This window comes from Alkaliphilus crotonatoxidans (assembly GCF_054658015.1).
This window is the reverse complement of sequence record NZ_BAAHXS010000006.1, coordinates 1,271,806-1,290,242: the sequence shown is the minus strand read 5'-3', so window position 1 is coordinate 1,290,242 and position 18,437 is coordinate 1,271,806. Positions and strand designations below refer to the sequence as shown.

The following is an 18,437-nucleotide window of genomic DNA, read 5'->3' as shown; positions in this document are numbered from 1 at the left end:
AGCTAAATGCTGGTAGAAGCTTCAATCAGAGGGGGACTATAGGAATGCGAAGAAGAGTTGTTGTCACAGGAATAGGCTGCGTGACTCCCATCGGTACTGGAAAGGAAGAATTTTGGAGCAGCTTATTGGCAGGAAAATCTGGCATTGATTACATCACTAGATTTGATACAGTCGATTATCCTACTAAAATTGCTGCCGAAATAAAAGATTTTAATCCAGAGGATTATATTGATAAAAAAGAGCTAAAGAAAATGGATCGTTTTACCCAATTGGCCGTGGCAGCTTCAAGGATGGCCATGGAGGATGCCAATCTGAAATTAGAAAGCCTTGAGGCTGAACGCTTTGGTGTCATCCTGGGAACAGGCATAGGAGGAATTGGAACCTTTGAGGAGCAGTACCAAAGGCTGCAGGAAAAGGGGCCTAAAAGAATCAGCCCCTTCTTTATTCCCATGCTGATTTCTAACATTGGAGCAGGTTATGTTTCAATGAGCTTAGGGGCTAAGGGACCCAACACCACAGTGGTTACTGCCTGTGCGTCGTCAACCAATGCCATTGGAGAAGCCTTTAAGGTGATAGAACGGGGGGCAGCTGAGGTAATGGTGACGGGAGGAATGGAGGCTTCCATCACCCCCCTGTCCATTGCAGGCTTTTGTTCTATGAAGGCAATGTCAACCAATAACGATGATCCAAAGGGAGCCAGCAGACCCTTTGATTTAAATCGAGATGGCTTTGTAATGGGAGAAGGGGCAGGAATATTAATATTAGAGGAATTGGAGCATGCCTTGAAGCGAGGTGCTACTATTTACGCAGAGGTGGCGGGCTATGGTATGAGTGCAGATGCCTATCACATTACCGCCCCCTCTCCCGAAGGTGAAGGGGCAGCCAGGTCAATGCAGGAGGCCCTAAAGGACGCCGGTATTTCTCCTGAGGCCATCGATTATATCAACGCCCATGGTACAAGTACACCCTATAATGATTTATTTGAGACCCTGGCAATTAAAGGGGTATTTCAAGAGCATGCCTATCAATTGAGTGTCAGCTCTACAAAATCCATGACAGGTCACCTGTTGGGGGCAGCAGGCAGTATCGAAGCCATTGCTTGTATTAAGGCGATTGAACAGGGGATCATTCCCCCGACCATTAATTTAAATGATCCAGATCCCCAGTGTGATCTGGACTATGTACCCAATCAACCTAAGAAAAGGGCTGTTAACTATGCCCTGTCCAACTCATTAGGCTTTGGCGGACATAACGCAACGATCATAATGAAAAAGTATTAATAATTGGGAAGTAAACAATATGTAAAAATAATTATAGAGGGGTAACTCTCTATAATTATTTTTTGAATGATTGTATTATTTTCTGTGGCAATATATAATTAAAAGCTGTGAAGGATTTTGTTAATATTTGGAGAACTTATGATTTGAAAGAATACTTATTCAGCTAACTGAGTAATAGGAGGAAATAGGATGTCATTGAACAAAGCCAGTGAAGAAAAAATTGCCCAATTACAAAAGCAAATTAATTATCGGTTTAAAAATCCCCAATTAATTATAGAAGCCATAACCCATAGCTCCTATGCCAATGAAATTAAACATAGAAAGGTATGTCATAACGAACGCCTGGAATTTTTAGGTGATTCGGTGTTAAGTATTATTATTAGTGATTATATTTTTCACCGCTATAGCCAGTTGCCCGAGGGGGAATTGACAAAGGTTAGGGCCAATGTGGTATGTGAATCCTCCCTGGCCGGTAAAGCCAGATCAATAAAGCTGGGAGATTTTATGATGCTGGGACGAGGAGAAGAGCTGTCGGGGGGAAGACAAAGAGTTTCAATATTGGCAGATGCCTTTGAGGCCCTCATCGGAGCTATTTATATTGACGGAGGGATGGCGCCGGCAAAGGAATTTGTATTGTCAAATCTACAGGATTTGGTGGAGCTGGCTAGTCAAGGCAATCTATTTAAGGATTATAAAACCTATCTTCAGGAACTCCTGCAAAGTAAATCCACCGAGAAAATCAGCTACCGGGTTGTCAATGAAACGGGCCCCGACCATGATAAGGTCTTTGAAGTAGAAGTGTGCTTTGGTGATCGCCCGCTGGGCAGGGGAGCCGGTAAAAGTAAAAAAGAGGCAGAGCAAAGGGCAGCCCAGGAGGCAGTGGAAAAGGTAATGAAGAGCTAATGCATAAGAAAAAGTATATTATTCCCCTGTTTATTCCCCATTTAGGCTGTCCCCACGATTGTATTTTCTGTAATCAGAAAAAAATAGCAAGTGATATCTTAGAAATGGATGAGAAAAGGGTCGCCAGCCAGATTGAGGAGCATCTACAATTTACGGCCCATCGGGAATATCACCGGGAGGTGGCCTACTATGGCGGAAGCTTCACCGGCCTTCCCTGGCAGCAGCAGGAAGCATTCCTCAGACCTGCCTTTAAGGCCAGGCAGGCAGGCTTCATAGATGCCATCAGGCTTTCTACCCGACCAGACTATATTACCAGGGAAATTCTTATAAAATTAAAGGCCCTGGGTGTAACTACAATTGAATTGGGGGTACAGTCCACTAACCGTCAGGTATTGGAACAGAGCCACAGGGGCCACACCAAAGAGGATGTGGATCGGGCCGTGGAGGCTATTCAATCCATGGGCTTTTCCCTGGGGCTTCAAATGATGGTGGGACTACCGGGAGATTCTACAGAAGCCCTTCGAAAGACTGTAGCAGATTTTATTCAATATGCTCCGGATTTTGTACGGGTTTATCCCACGCTGGTCATAAAAGATACGGGCCTTGAGGAATCCTATCGAAAAGGAGAATATCGGCCCCTCGACCTAGAGGAATGTGTTGTTCTTTGTAAAGATATATTGATTTCCTTTCAGCAGGCAGGCATTCCGGTAATTCGACTGGGGCTTCAGACCACCGAGGAAATTGCTCCGGGAAAAAGTGTTGTGGCAGGACCCTTTCACCCCGCCCTCAGGGAGCTGGTGGAGGGTGAAATCCTTCGGGAAAGGCTTCAACAGATGATCGATGGAAAGTCCCAAAGACCCACAGGACACCTTACAATTGCCTGTCACCTGCGGGATGTTTCCAAGGTAGCAGGCTATCGTCGAGGGAATAAACGGTATTTAATGGCAAGGTACGGCTTGACAGGCATCACGATCCAGCCTAAGGAGGGGCTTAAGCAGGGAGAGCTGATCCTGTCCTGGCAGTAGTCAACCCCCAAAGGTTTCCCGGGAATTAGGGTACTAGAGTTATTCTAAGGATTATGATAAAATAAACCAGTAAAGATTTCAATGGAAGCTTGGGGTGATGGAATTTGTATTTAAAACGATTGGAAGTACAGGGATTTAAATCCTTTGCAGATAAAATAGATATGCAGTATGAAGGGGGCATTACCGGTGTGGTAGGGCCCAACGGGAGTGGAAAGAGCAACATTTCTGACTCAATTCGGTGGGTGCTGGGGGAGCAGAGCCCAAAGTCATTGCGGGGAAGTAAAATGGAGGATGTCATTTTTGCCGGTACTTCCAGTAGAAGACCTCTGGGGATGGCAGAGGTTTCTTTAACCCTGGACAACAGCTCCCATATGCTGCCCATAGATTATGGGGAAGTAACCATTACCAGAAGGGTGTATCGATCGGGAGAAAGTGAATACTATTTGAACAAGTCCTCCTGCCGCTTGAAGGATATCAGAGAACTGCTGATGGATACAGGAATCGGAAAGGAAGGTTATTCCATAATTGGACAAGGGAAAATAGATGAAATATTAAATAGTAAGCCCGAGGAAAGAAGATTAATATTTGAAGAGGCGGCGGGTATCATCAAATATAAAACCCGGCGGGATGAGGCAGATAAAAAATTAAACGCCACCAAGGAAAATCTATTGCGGGTGGCTGATATTCTGCATGAATTGGAAAATCAATTGGAGCCTTTAAAAAGACAAAGTACAAAGGCTAAGAAATTCAAAGAACTGAAGGAATCTTTGCTGAAGCTTGAAGTTAACCTATTCATTAGAGAAATTGACAAAATCGATCAGGAATTGAAGCAAATCCTTGGTCAAATTGAATCCATCAGTCAATCACTCAAGCAGCAGCAGGAAATTAAAGAGCAGCATCAACAAAAATTGGCTGAGGTGAAGGAACGACTTAATGAGTGTGAGGCGGCCTGTGAAAAGGCCCAGGGAAGCCTTCACCAAACAGAAAATGAAATAAAGGAAAAGGAAGGGCAAATCAGCCTGCACCGAGAGAAAATCAGCAATAGTAATACAAATCTAAAGCGAATAGAAGAAGAATTGCTAAACCTTGAGGATGAAGATTCTCAGGTTTCTCAGACTTTGGACAAAAAGCTAAGGGAACTGGAGGAGACCTGCAAGGAACTGGAGGCCATGGAGGGCCACTTGGCTGAAAAGCTCAAGAATCAGGAAGCTCAAATTCAGATGAACAGCGAGAGGGAAAGGGAATTAGAAGGTTCGAAGGGCCAAATTATTGATACGTTAAATGAGATTTCAGATAAAAAAAGTGAATTAAATAGTTTAAGAACCCTGATGAGAACGATGGAAGAAAGAATCGCACAGGTTCAGGAGGAAATCACCTCTCAGCGGCTTAGAGCAGAGGAAAAGCAGAAAAGCCTGGGACAATTGAATGGTGAGCTTGAAGCCCTACATAGTCAAATAAAGGAAAATGAGAAAGCCATCGAGGAAGGGCAAGGCCAAGATAAGCTGCTGGAGACAAACCTTCTAACCAAAACCAGGGAAGTGGAGAAGCTTAAAAGTGAATTCAATCATAAAAGCTCTCGAAAAAATTTGCTGGAGGAATTGGAAAGGGAGCATGATGGCTTCAACAAGAGCGTTAAAAATATTTTAACAGCCTGCGAAAAAAATCCTTCCCTTGGTAAGGGAATCCATGGCGTGGTGGCAGACCTTATTAAGGTGCCCAAGGGCTATGAAATCGCCATCGAGACCGCCCTGGGGTCAGCCATCCAGAACATTGTCAGTGAAACCGAAGCCGATGGAAAGCGGCTAATTGACCATATGAAGCGGCATAATTTGGGTAGAATCACCATTTTACCCATCAGCTCCCTTCAAAAGAGAAGTATTACCCCCGAGGAACAACATTTAATTAAGGACTTTAAAGAGGTACAGGGGGCCTTTGATATTATTGAGGCAGATCAACGCTTTAGCAATGTTTTTTCTAACCTGCTTTCAAGGGTATTAATTGTACCCAATCTGGAAATCGGTATACAGGTGGCTAGAAAATTACAATATCGATTGAAAATTGTCACCCTTGAGGGAGATCAATTAAACATTGGCGGTTCCATGACCGGGGGCAGCTCGGTTAAGGCTTCAGCCGGTATTTTGGGCAGAAAACGAGAATTAGAGGAGTTGAAGGGTCAGTTACAGGAACTGGAAAGACAAGCCCAGGCATGTCAGCAGCAGCACCAGGCTATGCTTAGGGAAAGAGAAGCTATTCAATTGAAGCTAAGTCAATGTCTGACCCTACAACAGGAGCATCGAATACAAGAGGTAACCTTGAAGAATCGAATTGATCAGATTACAGGAGAGCTGGATCAGATTAAGACCCATCAAGGGCAATTAAACAACGAATTAAAGCAGCTGCATGACGTAAGGGAAAGCTCTGCTGAAAAGGAAAGAAAGGAGCAGACCGAAATTGAAGTCCTGGATCAAAAAATAGCCGATGTGCAAAGCCAGATTAACCGGGAACAAAGGAGTCTGCAGGAGGAGCGCCTGCAACTAGAGGCATTGAATGATGAAATTACCCGGGAAAAGGTAAGGGCTGCCTCGGTGGAGGGTAACAAAAAAAACCTGCTTCAAGAGATTCAGCACCTTCAACAAAGGCTAAAGCAGAACCAGCAGCAGCGATTGAAAAAGCAGGATGAAATTGAACATACAAGGAAAGCCCAAGGGGATCTGAACCAGGGGCTGGCCGACAATGAAAAGGAGCTGTCAGCCCTACAAAGCCAGCTGGAGGGCCTGAGGGCTGAGCTTGACCTATTAAAACAAAATAAAAATGAAATATTAGCGGAAGAAAATAAAGTAAAGGAGCTGCTGGTAAATCATGAAAATACAATGGCAGGGCTCCAGGAAAGCACCCATAAGCTTGAATTAAAGCGAACCCGGCTGGAAATGCAGCAGCAAAGCTATTACAATAAATTATGGGAAGACTATGAGCTAACCTATACTACTGCCCAGTCCCACCGGGAGGAAATTGCCGATATTAACCAGGCCAACAGGGATATTAAAAAATATAAAGATGAGATGAGGGCCCTTGGGAATGTAAATTTGGAGGCCATTGAAGAATATGAAAAGGTCAAGGAACGATACCAGTTCCTCAAGCAGCAGCAGGAGGATTTAATTCAGGCAAAAGAATCCCTGACAGAGGTCATCAAGGAAATGGAAAAAACCATGGAAAAGCAATTTATGGAACAATTCCAGATTATTAGGGAAAATTTTAATCAAGTCTTTAAAAAGCTATTCGGAGGTGGCAGGGCTGATTTAATTTTGGAAGCTGAGGGAAACATATTAAACAGTGGGATTGATATTATTGCCCAGCCGCCGGGAAAAAAGCTGCAAAACCTATCGCTTCTATCGGGAGGGGAAAGGGCCTTAACTGCCATATCACTGTTATTTGCCATATTGCTGGTGAAGCCAAGCCCCTTCTGTATACTGGACGAGATTGAGGCTGCCCTGGATGACGCCAATGTCAAGCGATTTGCAGATTTTTTAAAGGAGCTTTCTCAATCAACTCAATTTATTGTCGTTACCCATCGAAAGGGAACAATGGAGATAGCCGATGTACTCTATGGAGTTACCATGGAGGAAGAGGGGGTTTCAAAGCTGGTTTCAGTCAAACTATCAGATAAAAACGAAGTGATCGCCAGTTAGGAGGAGTAAAATGTTTAAAAAGCTATTTGATAAATTAAAAAAAGGTGAAACAAATAAAGCCGGTGTAACAGAAGGAGAAGAGCCAAAGGAGCTGCCCCAGGAGCCGAAGGCTCCCTTAGAGGAAGCAGAATTGGTTGAAATGCCAAGCGAGACTCAAACAGAAGACCGTCCCCAGGAAATCCTTGAAAAAGCAGTAATGGAGCAAGAAGAAAATATTGAACCGGAGGAGTCAATTGAGGAAGAACCCCCCTCAAGCCGATTCAACCTATTTAAGCGGCTTAAGGATGGTCTCTCAAAAACTAAACAGGGCATTACAGGAAAAATAGAGGATTTAATTAAATCCTATCAAAAAATTGATGAGGATCTTTTTGAGGAAATAGAAGAAATTTTAATTACTGCCGATCTAGGGGTGGAAACCACCATGGAAATCATTGATGATTTGAAGGATCGGGTAAAAACAGAGAAAATAACAGAACCCACCGCCATAAAGGGCTTGTTAAAGGAAAAGCTGACGGCATTACTAAACGAGTTCTCAGATAATAGTCCATTAAAAACCGAGCCGGCCCCTGCCATTATTTTGGTGGTTGGAGTAAATGGAGTGGGAAAGACCACTTCCATCGGGAAAATAGCCCATCGATTAAAAAAAGAAGGGAAAAAGGTAGTACTGGCTGCCGGCGATACCTTCAGGGCTGCTGCGGCAGACCAGCTTAAAATATGGGGAGACCGTGTTGGCGTTGAAGTAATCAGACACCAGGAGGGAGCAGACCCCGGGGCTGTGATTTATGATGGCATACAGGCTGCCAAGGCAAGGCAGGCTGATGTTTTGATTTGTGATACTGCCGGTAGGCTCCACAACAAGAAAAATCTGATGAATGAGCTGGGCAAAATATTTAAAATTGTTGAACGGGAATACAGCAATGCCACCAAGGAGGTTCTGCTGGTTCTGGATGCTACCACAGGTCAAAATGCCATTCAGCAGGCTAAGGTATTTAAAGAGGTGGCTGATATTACTGGTTTGGTGTTGACAAAGCTGGACGGTACAGCCAAAGGTGGGGTCGTGGTGGCCATCAGCAGAGAACTGAAGATTCCCGTTAAGCTCATTGGCGTTGGAGAAAAAATGGAGGACCTACAGGAATTTGATGCAAAGGATTTTGTTGAGGCCCTATTTGGGGAAGAATAAAGAAGAAAGGTAAAAAAAGATTTGACAAGGGTTGTAATTTATTATAAAATACTTCTGTAAAGGAAACAACCTTTACACCATCTAATGCCGTTTATTTGGGATGTGTTTATAGAATGCTGGAAAAAACCATCGAAATATCAATGCTTTACGACTTTTACAGTCAGCTTCTAACTGAAAAACAGCAGGAAATGATAGACCTTTACTATAATCAGGATTTTTCCCTGGGAGAAATTGCTGAGGTGTTTGCTGTTTCAAGGCAAGCTGTATATGATACCTTAAAACGGACAGAAAAGATTTTGTATGAATACGAAGAAAAGTTGAAGCTGGTTCAATTGTTTACGAAACGCAGTGAAGCCATAGAAGAAGTATTGGCAAAGGTGGTTCGACTGGAGCAAAGGCTTCGGGAAAAGGCTGGCAATGAAGAAATAAAGGCGCACCTTGAGGGAATAAAGGGTTTATTATCGGATATGTTGAGTTAACTTATTAAGGAGGTTTCATATGGTCTTTGAGGGATTGGCGGAAAAACTCCAGAACACCTTAAACAAACTCAAGGGTAAAGGAAAAGTATCTGAAAAAGATGTCAACGAAGCCATGAGGGAAGTAAAGCTGGCCCTTCTTGAGGCCGATGTTAACTTTAAGGTTGTGAAGGATTTTATTAACCGGGTTAAGGAACGGGCCGTTGGTTCAGCGGTTTTAGAAAGCCTTACCCCTGGGCAGCAGATTATTAAGATTGTCAATGAAGAGCTTACAGCATTAATGGGCTCTACTAATAGTAAAATTACCTTTGCCTCAAAGCCGCCAACGGTGATTATGATGGCAGGTCTTCAGGGAGCAGGTAAAACAACGACTACGGGTAAATTGGCAAAGCTATTGAAAAAACAGGGAAAAAGACCCCTCCTGGTGGCCTGTGATATTTATCGGCCTGCCGCCATTAAGCAGCTTCAGGTGGTGGGAGAGCAGGTTGAGGTTCCTGTCTTTACCATGGGAGACAAGATAAGCCCTGTAGAAATTGCCAAGGCTGGAGTCAATCATGGATTAGACCATGGTAATGATTTGATTATAATTGATACAGCAGGACGTTTGCATATTGATGAGGATTTAATGGAGGAGCTTCAAAGCATTAAAGAAACCATTAAACCCCATGAAATATTACTGGTGATTGATTCCATGACTGGGCAGGATGCCGTTAATGTTGCTCAGCATTTCAACGATAAGCTGGGAATTGACGGAGTGATTCTAACCAAGCTGGATGGCGATACCCGGGGAGGGGCTGCCCTTTCTGTCAGGGCCGTCACCAATAAGCCCATAAAATTTGCTGCCCTGGGTGAAAAAATGGACGACCTGGAGCCCTTTCATCCCGATCGAATGGCCTCCAGAATCCTTGGAATGGGTGATGTACTCAGCCTGATTGAAAAGGCCCAGGCCAACTTTGATGCCAAAAAGGCAAAGGAGCTGGAAAATAAAATTAAAAGCCAGACCTTTACCTTTGAAGATTTCCTGGATCAGCTTCAGCAGGTAAAAAATATGGGCCCCATCAGTCAATTGCTTGAGATGATTCCCGGAGCGGGAAAGCAGCTTAAGGGTATGGAGGTTGATGAAAAGGAGCTTCTGCATATTCAAGCCATTATTCAGTCGATGACCCGGGAAGAACGGGTGAATCCTTCCATACTGAATGCCGGCAGAAGAAAGCGAATTGCCCTGGGTAGCGGTACCTCTGTACAGCAGGTAAATCGTTTGATCAAGCAGTTTGAGCAAACCCGTAAAATGATGAAGCAATTCACCGACATGGAAAAGACCATGAAAAAGGGAGGAAAAATGAAGCTTCCTTTCTTTGGAAAATAAATTTTAAAATTGTACTTTTAAAAGGAGGTGAAAGAATGGCTGTTAAAATTAGATTAAAAAGAATGGGTGCTAAGAAAAGACCTTTTTACAGAATCGTAGTTGCTGACTCAAGGGCACCAAGGGATGGTAGATTCATTGAGGAAATAGGTTACTACAATCCGGTTTCCGAGCCAAAGGAAATTAAAATAGATGATGAAAAGGCTACTAAGTGGCTGAAAACTGGCGCGCAACCAACTGACACTGTAAAATATCTGCTTAAGAAGAATGGCATTATTGAATAATAATGTAATTTAGGGGGGTTTACAAATGGGCGAATTAGTTAAAGTAATCGCTAAGGCACTAGTCGATTTTCCTGATCAGGTAGTAGTCAATGAAGTTGAAGGAAATCAATCTATTATAGTTGAGCTAAAGGTAGCCCCAGAGGATATGGGAAAAGTCATTGGTAAACAAGGTAGAATCGCTAAGGCTATTAGAACCGTTGTAAAAGCTGCGGCCACCAAGGATAACAAAAGAGTAATTGTAGAAATCATCTAAAAAGGATTAGGTAACCCTAATCCTTCTTTACTATTTCAGTAAAATAGAGTTGTCAAAAGTAGGTGGTAAAATAGGTATGAAAAACTTACGTGTTGGTCAAATTGTTAATACCCATGGAATTAAAGGTGCCCTGAAGGTATTACCCCTAACTGACTATCCCGAACGCTTTGAGGAACTGGAATGGGTTTATATTGAGGGCCGTCAAGAGAAGTATTACTTTGAAAAAATACAATATCAGAATAACACAGTATTAATTACCTTTAAGGGTCTTAATGACATCAATCAGGTAGAGGGTTTCAAAGGGAAGTATCTGGTGATTGATTCCAGTCAACGGCGGGAGCTTCCCGAGGATACCTATTATATTGCCGACTTGATTGGCCTCGAGGTATATACCGTGGAAGGGGTTTATCTTGGTAAAATAAAGGAAATACTACAGGCAGGCTCTAATGAGGTATATGTGATTCAGCATGAAGATAAAGAGGTATTAATTCCTGCAGTTAAGGAATTTGTACCGCTAATTGATCTTGAGGCTAGAAAGGTCATTGTAGACCCCATCGAAGGAATGATAGAATGATTATCAGAATCATGACCCTGTTTCCCCAGATGTTCGAGGCTCCCCTGGGGACCAGTATATTACAAAGGGCCCGTCAGCGTGGACTCTTAGACATCGCCTGTATGAATATCCGTGATTATGCCGATAATAAGCATAAAAAGGTAGATGATTATCCCTACGGAGGGGGACCGGGTATGGTGATGACCCCCCAACCTATTTATGATTGTCATCAATCCATTTTAAAGGAGCTTTCCCCCGAAAGACCCAGAACCATTTATTTATCACCTAAAGGTAGGGTTTTTGATCAAAATCTGGCAGCAGAGCTGGCCAGTGAAGGTCATCTGATTTTTTTATGTGGTCATTATGAAGGGATCGATCAAAGGATCATTGATGAGCTGGTTACTGATGAAATTTCCATCGGTGATTATGTATTAACAGGGGGTGAGCTTCCAGCCATGGTGGTCATCGATGCTTTGGCCCGACTGATACCCGGAGTCCTTTCCCAGGAGGATTCCTATGAAGAGGAATCCTTTTATTCAGGGTTATTGGAGTATCCTCAATATACTCGGCCTCCCAATTTCAATGGTAGCGAGGTGCCCGAGGTGCTGCTTTCAGGAAACCATAAGAACATTGAACTTTGGCGGCGGCAAAAATCCTTGGAGCTTACCCTGGAAAGAAGACCAGATCTATTGGAAAGGGCTGAACTCTCTAAGGCCGATCAAAAGCTTTTGAAATTAATTATTGAAGAAAAAAATAAAAACAGGTAAGTCGAGTAATATTCTATTGTCAAGGGACAGTAGGTATGATATAATTACAAAGGAATTACGGGCGGTCCTCTATGAAAGGCTCATATGAACGTCTACGAAGGAAGGAGGGACTACTGATGGATTTAATCAATGCAATGACCAATGATCAAATGAAAAAGGAAGTTGTACCATTTAACACTGGTGATACAGTAAAGGTACACGTTAGAATCAAAGAGGGAAACAGAGAAAGAATTCAGATTTTCGAAGGAATTGTTATTAAAAGACAAGGCGGAGGAATTGCTGAAACCTTTACCGTAAGAAGAATTTCTTATGGCGTAGGGGTTGAAAGAACTTTCCCGATCCACTCTCCTAAAATCGAAAAGATTGAAGTTGTAAGCCGTGGTAAGGTAAGAAGAGCCAGACTGTACTATCTTCGTGATCGAATTGGTAAGGCGGCCTTCAGAATTAAGGCAAAGAAATAATATACTTAATAAGTATAAAAAAGGGACTGGATACAGTCCCTTTACTTATATTACTAGCCTATTCAAAAGCCCGTAGAAAGATATAAGCAAACCAGCCTGGCTGAGGGTGGGGGTTTTTTAACAGGCTAGATCGACAGCAATTTATGGCAAAAGGAGATGAAAATATGAATATCAACTGGTATCCTGGGCATATGAAAAAGACCCGGGCCCTCTTAAAGGATCAATTGAAATTAGTAGATGTGGTATTTGAGCTGCTGGATGCAAGAATTCCCTTTAGCAGCAGAAACCCGGACATTGACGAGATTATAGGACAAAAACCCAAGGTAGTCGTTTTAAACAAGGTAGACCTGGCCGACGAGGCCATAACCGTAAAATGGGTCGATTACTTTCGACAACAGGGAATAACTGCAATTCCCATTAACACCCTTACCGGGGCAGGATTAAGGCAGGTTATGGCTGAAGGAGAGAAGGCCGTAAAGGATAAAATGGAGGCACTGATTGAAAAGGGAAGAAAGGCCAGGGCAATTCGAATTATGATGGTAGGAATCCCTAATGTAGGAAAATCATCAATTATTAATCGTTTGGCTGGGAAAAAAAGTGCCCAGACGGGGGACAGGCCCGGTGTTACCAAAGGAAAGCAATGGATTCGCCTAAAAGGGAATATGGAGCTGCTGGATACCCCGGGGATACTCTGGCCTAAATTTGAAGACCAGACGGTAGCCATGCACCTGGCCTTTACCGGGGCCATTAAGGATGAAATTATGGATGTAGAAACCCTGGCATTAAAGCTCATTACATATCTAAATGAACATCACAGTGAAAAGCTAAAGAGTCGGTATCATCTTGAGAATGAAGCAGCTCAGCCTTTAGAGGTAATGGAGGAAATGGCTAAAAATCGAGGCTGTATTATACGGGGCGGTGAAGTGGATTATACTAGAATCGCTAATATTTTGCTGGATGAGTTTCGCTCAGGAAGAATTGGAAAAATCACCCTGGAAACACCGGAGGATTTGATTAGGCAGGAGGAACGATAATTCAATAAAGGGGGCGTTAACATGGGTATATCCGACATAGAAAGAGAGCTATGGAGCAATGGCTATCAGCTGGTTGCCGGCTGCGATGAGGTGGGCAGGGGGTGCCTTTTCGGCAGTGTTCTGGCGGCAGCGGTGATTTTACCCAGGAATGTTGAAATAGAAGGGGTAAGGGATTCTAAAAAAATTGCTGCTAAAAAAAGAGAGCAGCTGTATGAACAAATTATGGAGCAAGCCATGGCAGTAGGAGTAGGAACCGTTTCGGCCCAGGTCATTGACGAAATAAATATCAAAAATGCTGCCCGATTGGCCATGATGAAGGCTGTTAAAAATTTAAAGGATTCCGGGGGGCAAAGGATGATACCGGATTATCTTTTAATTGACGCAGAGAAGATTAATCTTAAGATTCCTCAGCAATCCATTATTAAGGGGGATGATTTGTGTCACAGTATTGCAGCAGCATCAATTGTAGCCAAGGTATTAAGGGATCGAATGTGTTTAAAGTGGGCCAAGGAATATCCCCAATATGGTCTGGAACAACACAAGGGGTATGCAACAAAGCTACATAAAGAGGCCCTTTTAAAATACGGCCCCAGCCAGCTGCATCGAAAAAGCTTTTTAAAGAAAATACTTTTGCCTGCCGCAGAAAGTGGAGCCTAGTCCCATGAAAATTGGAACCCAGGGAGAAGGCTTAAGTCAACAATATTTAAGGGAGAAGGGCTATCATATTTTACATACCAATTATCGTACCCGTTTTGGGGAAATAGATATTGTTGCCCTATATGAAAAAACCCTGGTTTTTGCTGAGGTAAAAACCAGGCAATCCATGAAATATGGCTTACCCAGGGAAGCTGTTAACTATAAAAAACAGCAAAATTACTACAGGCTGGCAGAACACTATATTAAATATTTTACAGGCTGCTATGAATCAGTACGCTTTGATGTAATTGAGGTCTATAAAAATGGAAATCAATTTAATATCGAGCATATAGAAAATGCTTTTTAAAAAGGACCTCAGGATTATAACTTATCAATCCTGAGGTCCTTTTCCATAATCTATCGAAAAGTTCTCACTTATCATTTAATAAAGGGAGCTTTCCGTATATTTTAAGCAAGCGATTTTTTAAAACCTTTCAAAGGAAGACTTTGTTCATTTTTATTTTAACAGCTCTGCTATGGGCTTTGATGGGAAGTTGGGGTAGTCAATTACCTCTCCCTCCCAGGTTCTTATTTTCACATAATTTTTCCCCTGGGAAATTAAGTATTGAGGTAAAATGGGGGTCTTTCCCTTTCCCTTGGGGGCATTAATAATATAGGTTGGTATTGCCATGCCAGAGGTATAGCCTCTTAAATATTCCATAATTTCAATTCCTTCCTCAACAGAGGTATTGAAGTGGGTTGTACCAAGAACCTTCTTGGCATGGAAAATGTAATAGGGTCGAACCCTTATCTTTAAAAGCTCTTGATTCATCAAGCGCATGACATACTTATTATTATTGACGCCATTTAAAAGCACGGCCTGATTTCCAAGGGGTATACCGATATTGGCCAGGGCCTCACAGGCAGCCTTTGATTCGGGCGTAATCTCCAGTGGATGATTAAAGTGGGTGTTGATGTAGATCGGATGATATTTTTTTAAAATTCCAAGCAGATTTTCTGTGACTCTTTGGGGCATTGTCACCAGGGTTCTTGTACCCAAACGAATATAATCTACCGAAGGAATCGATCTTAATTCACCCAGCAGCCAATCCAGCATATGATCCGACAGTGTAAAGGGGTCACCGCCGGTTATAAGTACATCACGAATCTCAGGGTTAGCCCTTACATAGTCAATTGATTCCTGAAGCAGCTCCCTGGAGGTATGGGTATCTGTCGTACCGATATTTCTGCGTCTTTGACAATGGCGGCAGTACATGGCACATTCATTGGTTACATTAATGATTAGACGGTCAGGATAACGTCTTGTGATACTCCCGGCAGGATTTGTAAATTCCTCAGCCATGGGGTCTGTGCTTCCGGTCTTCTTTTCGATTTCCAGCTTCATAGGAATAGACATGAGTTTAATAGGGCAATATTTATTTTCATCGTCAATTAATGATAGGTAATAAGGAGAAATTGACCATCTAAATTTCTTCTGAACCTGAGTAATAGCCTTTATTTCCTTTTCATCAAGGGAAATAATTTGAGTCAATAAATCTACATCAGAAATCCTATTTTTTAGCTGCCATTTCCAATCCTTCCAATCTTCTTCTGTTCCCTTCAGTAAACTTAAAATTTTTCTCTTCTTTTCTTCCTGTTTGGCAATTTGTTCTTGAGACAAACCTAAAGGTATCGTTTTTTTAATCTCTAAGTAATCTTCGATTCTGGACTTTAATTCAGCTGCTCTTTGAAGGGAAATTTCCCGGCTATTTTTTGCTGTATTGTTACATTCCATCGCATCTCCTCCTTATCAGTGGTGTTTTGCATTTCAAACCATTAGCGTACCTAAATAATTTTATAAGTCTGTCTCTTGAAAAGAACAAAAAAATTCTAATCGATATCAAACATAGATCTATTTTTGATATCATAATCGCTTAATTCTACATGTAGTATTTTGGATGTCTAAAAGGCTGCAAAGCTGTAAGCTTCACAAGAAGGGAAAATAAAGATTGATTTATTAAAGATAGGATTCTGTAGTGAATAATTATATCATATCTTTATTTCCATGTCAAAATAGCATAAATATACTATTTTATTTTTTCCTGTATTATGAAAGCTATTCTTAGTTATCTCCAATAACATCAAAAAAATAATAATCTGCCTCCATAGCAGCGGTAGAATTTTATCAAATTAAAAAGGAAATTATTATTTTACAGCGAATCTTGTAATTAATGGAATATTATAGGCTAAAAAGGAGTTTAAAAAATGCTTTCTATTATTAAAACCTGCTGTATCAATGGTATGGAGGCAACCGATATCAATGTAGAAATTGACCTGTCCAATGGATTGCCTGTAATGAACCTGGTGGGGCTGCCTGATCAGGAAGTAAAGGAATCTAGGGAACGGGTCAGGGCGGCTATTAACAACAGTGAATTGAGCTTTCCCTTAAAAAGAATTACAGTTAATTTGGCGCCGGCCGATACAAAAAAAGAAGGTACTCACTTTGATTTACCCATTGCCCTGGGTATTCTAACAGCTTCAGGACAAATAAAGGAATATGATCTTAGTCAGACAATCATTTTAGGAGAGCTTTCCCTTGATGGCAAAATACAACGGGTGAACGGTGTATTGCCGATGCTTTTGTCAATGCATCAGAGGGGCTATACAAAAGTAATTTTACCAAAGGAAAATCTAGAGGAGGCAAGGCTGGTCATGGGGCTTAGTTGCCTGGGGGTAAGCACCCTAAAGGAGCTTGCAGCCTTTATTAATGGGGAAATTACCCTGATGGCTGTGGAGGGGGATAAAAGGGTATTTGAATCGGTGCCGGAATATCTGGAGGATTTTAAAGATATCAGCGGTCAGGAAAATTTGAAGCGTGGAATGGAAATTGCCGCAGCAGGGGGGCACAATTTATTCATGATAGGACCTCCCGGCTCAGGCAAAACCATGGCCGCCAGACGGCTTCCGTCGATTCTTCCCTCCTTGAGCTTTGATGAGGCCATTGAGATAACAAAAATTTATAGCGTCGCCGGCATGTTGGACCACCGAGAGGGCATCATCCAAAAAAGGCCCTTTCGAGCTCCCCATCATACCACCTCGACTATTGCTATCACCGGGGGCGGTAGAATTCCAAAGCCCGGTGAAGTATCCCTTAGTCATCTGGGGGTTTTATTTTTAGATGAATTGCCGGAGTTTTCTAAAACCACCCTGGAGGTATTAAGACAGCCCATAGAGGATGGTTTTATCAGCTTATCTCGGGTAAATGGCTCCTATATCTATCCCTCAAGATTTATGCTGATTGCTGCTGCCAACCCATGCCCCTGCGGCTATTATCAAACCAATGCCGGTGTGGAATGTACCTGTACCCATCAGCAAATCAAGCGCTATATGGGAAAGGTGTCGGGGCCCCTTTTGGATCGTATTGATTTGGTACTGGAAACCAATGCTGTCACCTATCAGGATTTAACCCTTAAGAGGCAGGCGGAGGATTCAAAAACCATCAGAAAAAGAGTTGAAAAAGCCAATGAAATACAGCAGGAAAGGTATAAGAAAATTAAAATATATAATAATGCCCAATTAAGCCCCTCCCATATCAAAAAATATTGTGGTCTTGAACCAGGGGCAAAGGCGATGATAGAACAGGCCTTTAGGCGGATGAATCTAACCGCCAGGGCATATAATCGAATATTAAGGGTTTCCCGAACGATTGCAGATTTAGAGGCCAGTGAAGGCATTCAGTCCCATCATATTTCAGAGGCCCTTCAATATCGAAATATACGGGGAGCTTTGTAATGACTATTCAAAAATAAGGAGGTCGGCAGGTATGACAGAAAAGGAAAAAATGCTGGCGGGAAGGCCCTATCAGTCCTTTGGTGAGGAATTATTTCAGGAACGTCAGCATGCAAAGGAATTATTATTTAACTATAACAGCCTAAGGCCTAATGAACTGGAAAAACGTAATGAAATGATCAAGCAGCTCTTTGGCAGCGTAGGGAAAGGATTTTTTATTGAACCTCCCTTTCGCTGTGACTACGGTTACAATATTTCGGTTGGAGACAATTTTTATTCAAATTACAATTGTACCATCCTTGACTGTGCCACGGTAAGTATTGGAGACAATGTACTATTTGCACCCAATGTATGCCTGTTTACGGCAGGGCATCCGATACATCATGAGCCCCGAAATCAGGGGATAGAATACGCTTTTCCCATTACCATTGGAAATAATGTATGGATTGGAGGAGGCGTAATTATTAATCCCGGTGTAACCATTGGTGATAATGTGGTAATCGGCGCCGGCAGCGTCGTCACCAGAGATATCGAAGCCAATTCTATTGCTGTCGGGAATCCATGCAGGGTAATACGAAAAATTACCGATGAAGATCGGGAATATTACTATAAAAATTTAAGAATAGCAGATTTTACCTAATTGTAAAAAAGATAAAGCTTATAGCCTAGAACAAGAACCTTCTTGCCTTTAAAGAAGATATAGCACCAAAGCAGCCACGCTTTTTCCCAACATTGCCGACTATTTTA

Annotated in this window: 18 protein-coding genes; 17 read left to right on the top strand and 1 reads right to left on the bottom strand. The window is 42.3% G+C overall.

Annotation, left to right across the window (positions count from 1 at the left end; genetic code table 11):
* The first annotated feature begins 44 nt into the window (after window positions 1–44).
* From fabF to ACYQ1I_RS18270, 15 genes are all read left to right on the top strand, one after another.
* The gene (fabF, locus tag ACYQ1I_RS18340; protein ID WP_459767940.1) at window positions 45–1,280 is read left to right on the top strand and encodes a beta-ketoacyl-ACP synthase II; all 1,236 of its coding nucleotides are present in this window, start codon (window positions 45–47) and stop codon (window positions 1,278–1,280) included.
* 189 nt (window positions 1,281–1,469) lie between these two features.
* Window positions 1,470–2,183: a ribonuclease III gene (gene rnc / locus ACYQ1I_RS18335; protein WP_459767938.1), complete on the top strand. Its 714-nt coding sequence runs from the start codon at window positions 1,470–1,472 to the stop codon at window positions 2,181–2,183.
* The gene (locus ACYQ1I_RS18330; protein ID WP_459767937.1) at window positions 2,183–3,208 is read left to right on the top strand and encodes an elongator complex protein 3; all 1,026 of its coding nucleotides are present in this window, start codon (window positions 2,183–2,185) and stop codon (window positions 3,206–3,208) included. Before rnc ends, ACYQ1I_RS18330 begins: the two co-directional genes overlap by 1 nt.
* 104 nt (window positions 3,209–3,312) lie before the next feature.
* Complete coding sequence (gene smc, locus ACYQ1I_RS18325) at window positions 3,313–6,894, top strand: chromosome segregation protein SMC (protein WP_459767935.1); 3,582 nt, start codon at window positions 3,313–3,315, stop codon at window positions 6,892–6,894.
* A 10-nt stretch (window positions 6,895–6,904) separates the two neighbouring features.
* Complete coding sequence (ftsY, locus tag ACYQ1I_RS18320; RefSeq protein WP_459767933.1) at window positions 6,905–8,074, top strand: signal recognition particle-docking protein FtsY; 1,170 nt, start codon at window positions 6,905–6,907, stop codon at window positions 8,072–8,074.
* A gap of 113 nt (window positions 8,075–8,187) precedes the next feature.
* On the top strand, window positions 8,188–8,553 hold the full coding sequence (locus tag ACYQ1I_RS18315) for a putative DNA-binding protein (protein WP_459767931.1): 366 nt from the start codon (window positions 8,188–8,190) through the stop codon (window positions 8,551–8,553).
* A gap of 19 nt (window positions 8,554–8,572) precedes the next feature.
* Window positions 8,573–9,916, top strand: coding sequence for a signal recognition particle protein (gene ffh, locus ACYQ1I_RS18310; RefSeq protein WP_459767929.1), 1,344 nt, complete (start codon window positions 8,573–8,575; stop codon window positions 9,914–9,916).
* 35 nt (window positions 9,917–9,951) lie between these two features.
* Entirely contained in the window at window positions 9,952–10,197 is a 246-nt protein-coding gene (gene rpsP, locus ACYQ1I_RS18305; protein ID WP_459767927.1) for a 30S ribosomal protein S16, read from the top strand.
* A gap of 25 nt (window positions 10,198–10,222) precedes the next feature.
* Window positions 10,223–10,450 (top strand): KH domain-containing protein, encoded by a 228-nt coding sequence (locus tag ACYQ1I_RS18300; protein ID WP_459767925.1) that lies wholly within the window; start codon window positions 10,223–10,225, stop codon window positions 10,448–10,450.
* Between the two features lie 76 nt (window positions 10,451–10,526).
* Window positions 10,527–11,024, top strand: coding sequence for a ribosome maturation factor RimM (rimM, locus tag ACYQ1I_RS18295; protein WP_459767923.1), 498 nt, complete (start codon window positions 10,527–10,529; stop codon window positions 11,022–11,024).
* Entirely contained in the window at window positions 11,021–11,770 is a 750-nt protein-coding gene (gene trmD, locus ACYQ1I_RS18290; RefSeq protein WP_459767921.1) for a tRNA (guanosine(37)-N1)-methyltransferase TrmD, read from the top strand. The genes rimM and trmD overlap by 4 nt, the downstream gene beginning before the upstream one ends.
* A 116-nt stretch (window positions 11,771–11,886) precedes the next feature.
* The gene (rplS, locus tag ACYQ1I_RS18285; protein ID WP_459767919.1) at window positions 11,887–12,231 is read left to right on the top strand and encodes a 50S ribosomal protein L19; all 345 of its coding nucleotides are present in this window, start codon (window positions 11,887–11,889) and stop codon (window positions 12,229–12,231) included.
* Window positions 12,232–12,374: 143 nt separating this feature from the next.
* A complete protein-coding gene (gene ylqF, locus ACYQ1I_RS18280) occupies window positions 12,375–13,265 on the top strand; it encodes a ribosome biogenesis GTPase YlqF (protein ID WP_459767918.1) in 891 nt (296 codons plus the stop codon).
* 21 nt (window positions 13,266–13,286) lie between these two features.
* Window positions 13,287–13,922, top strand: a complete 636-nt coding sequence (gene rnhB / locus ACYQ1I_RS18275; protein ID WP_459767916.1) for a ribonuclease HII — start codon at window positions 13,287–13,289, stop codon at window positions 13,920–13,922.
* 4 nt (window positions 13,923–13,926) lie between these two features.
* Window positions 13,927–14,268 (top strand): YraN family protein, encoded by a 342-nt coding sequence (locus ACYQ1I_RS18270; protein WP_459767914.1) that lies wholly within the window; start codon window positions 13,927–13,929, stop codon window positions 14,266–14,268.
* 150 nt (window positions 14,269–14,418) lie between these two features.
* Here ACYQ1I_RS18270 and eam read toward each other — a convergent pair whose 3' ends face one another.
* Window positions 14,419–15,696 (bottom strand): glutamate 2,3-aminomutase, encoded by a 1,278-nt coding sequence (eam, locus tag ACYQ1I_RS18265; RefSeq protein WP_459767912.1) that lies wholly within the window; start codon window positions 15,694–15,696, stop codon window positions 14,419–14,421.
* A 470-nt stretch (window positions 15,697–16,166) separates the two neighbouring features.
* Here eam and ACYQ1I_RS18260 point away from each other — a divergent pair, with 470 nt between their 5' ends.
* Both ACYQ1I_RS18260 and ACYQ1I_RS18255 read left to right on the top strand, forming a co-directional pair.
* Window positions 16,167–17,693 (top strand): YifB family Mg chelatase-like AAA ATPase, encoded by a 1,527-nt coding sequence (locus ACYQ1I_RS18260; protein WP_459767910.1) that lies wholly within the window; start codon window positions 16,167–16,169, stop codon window positions 17,691–17,693.
* A 31-nt stretch (window positions 17,694–17,724) separates the two neighbouring features.
* Complete coding sequence (locus tag ACYQ1I_RS18255) at window positions 17,725–18,330, top strand: sugar O-acetyltransferase (RefSeq protein WP_459767908.1); 606 nt, start codon at window positions 17,725–17,727, stop codon at window positions 18,328–18,330.
* Window positions 18,331–18,437: the final 107 nt, after the last annotated feature.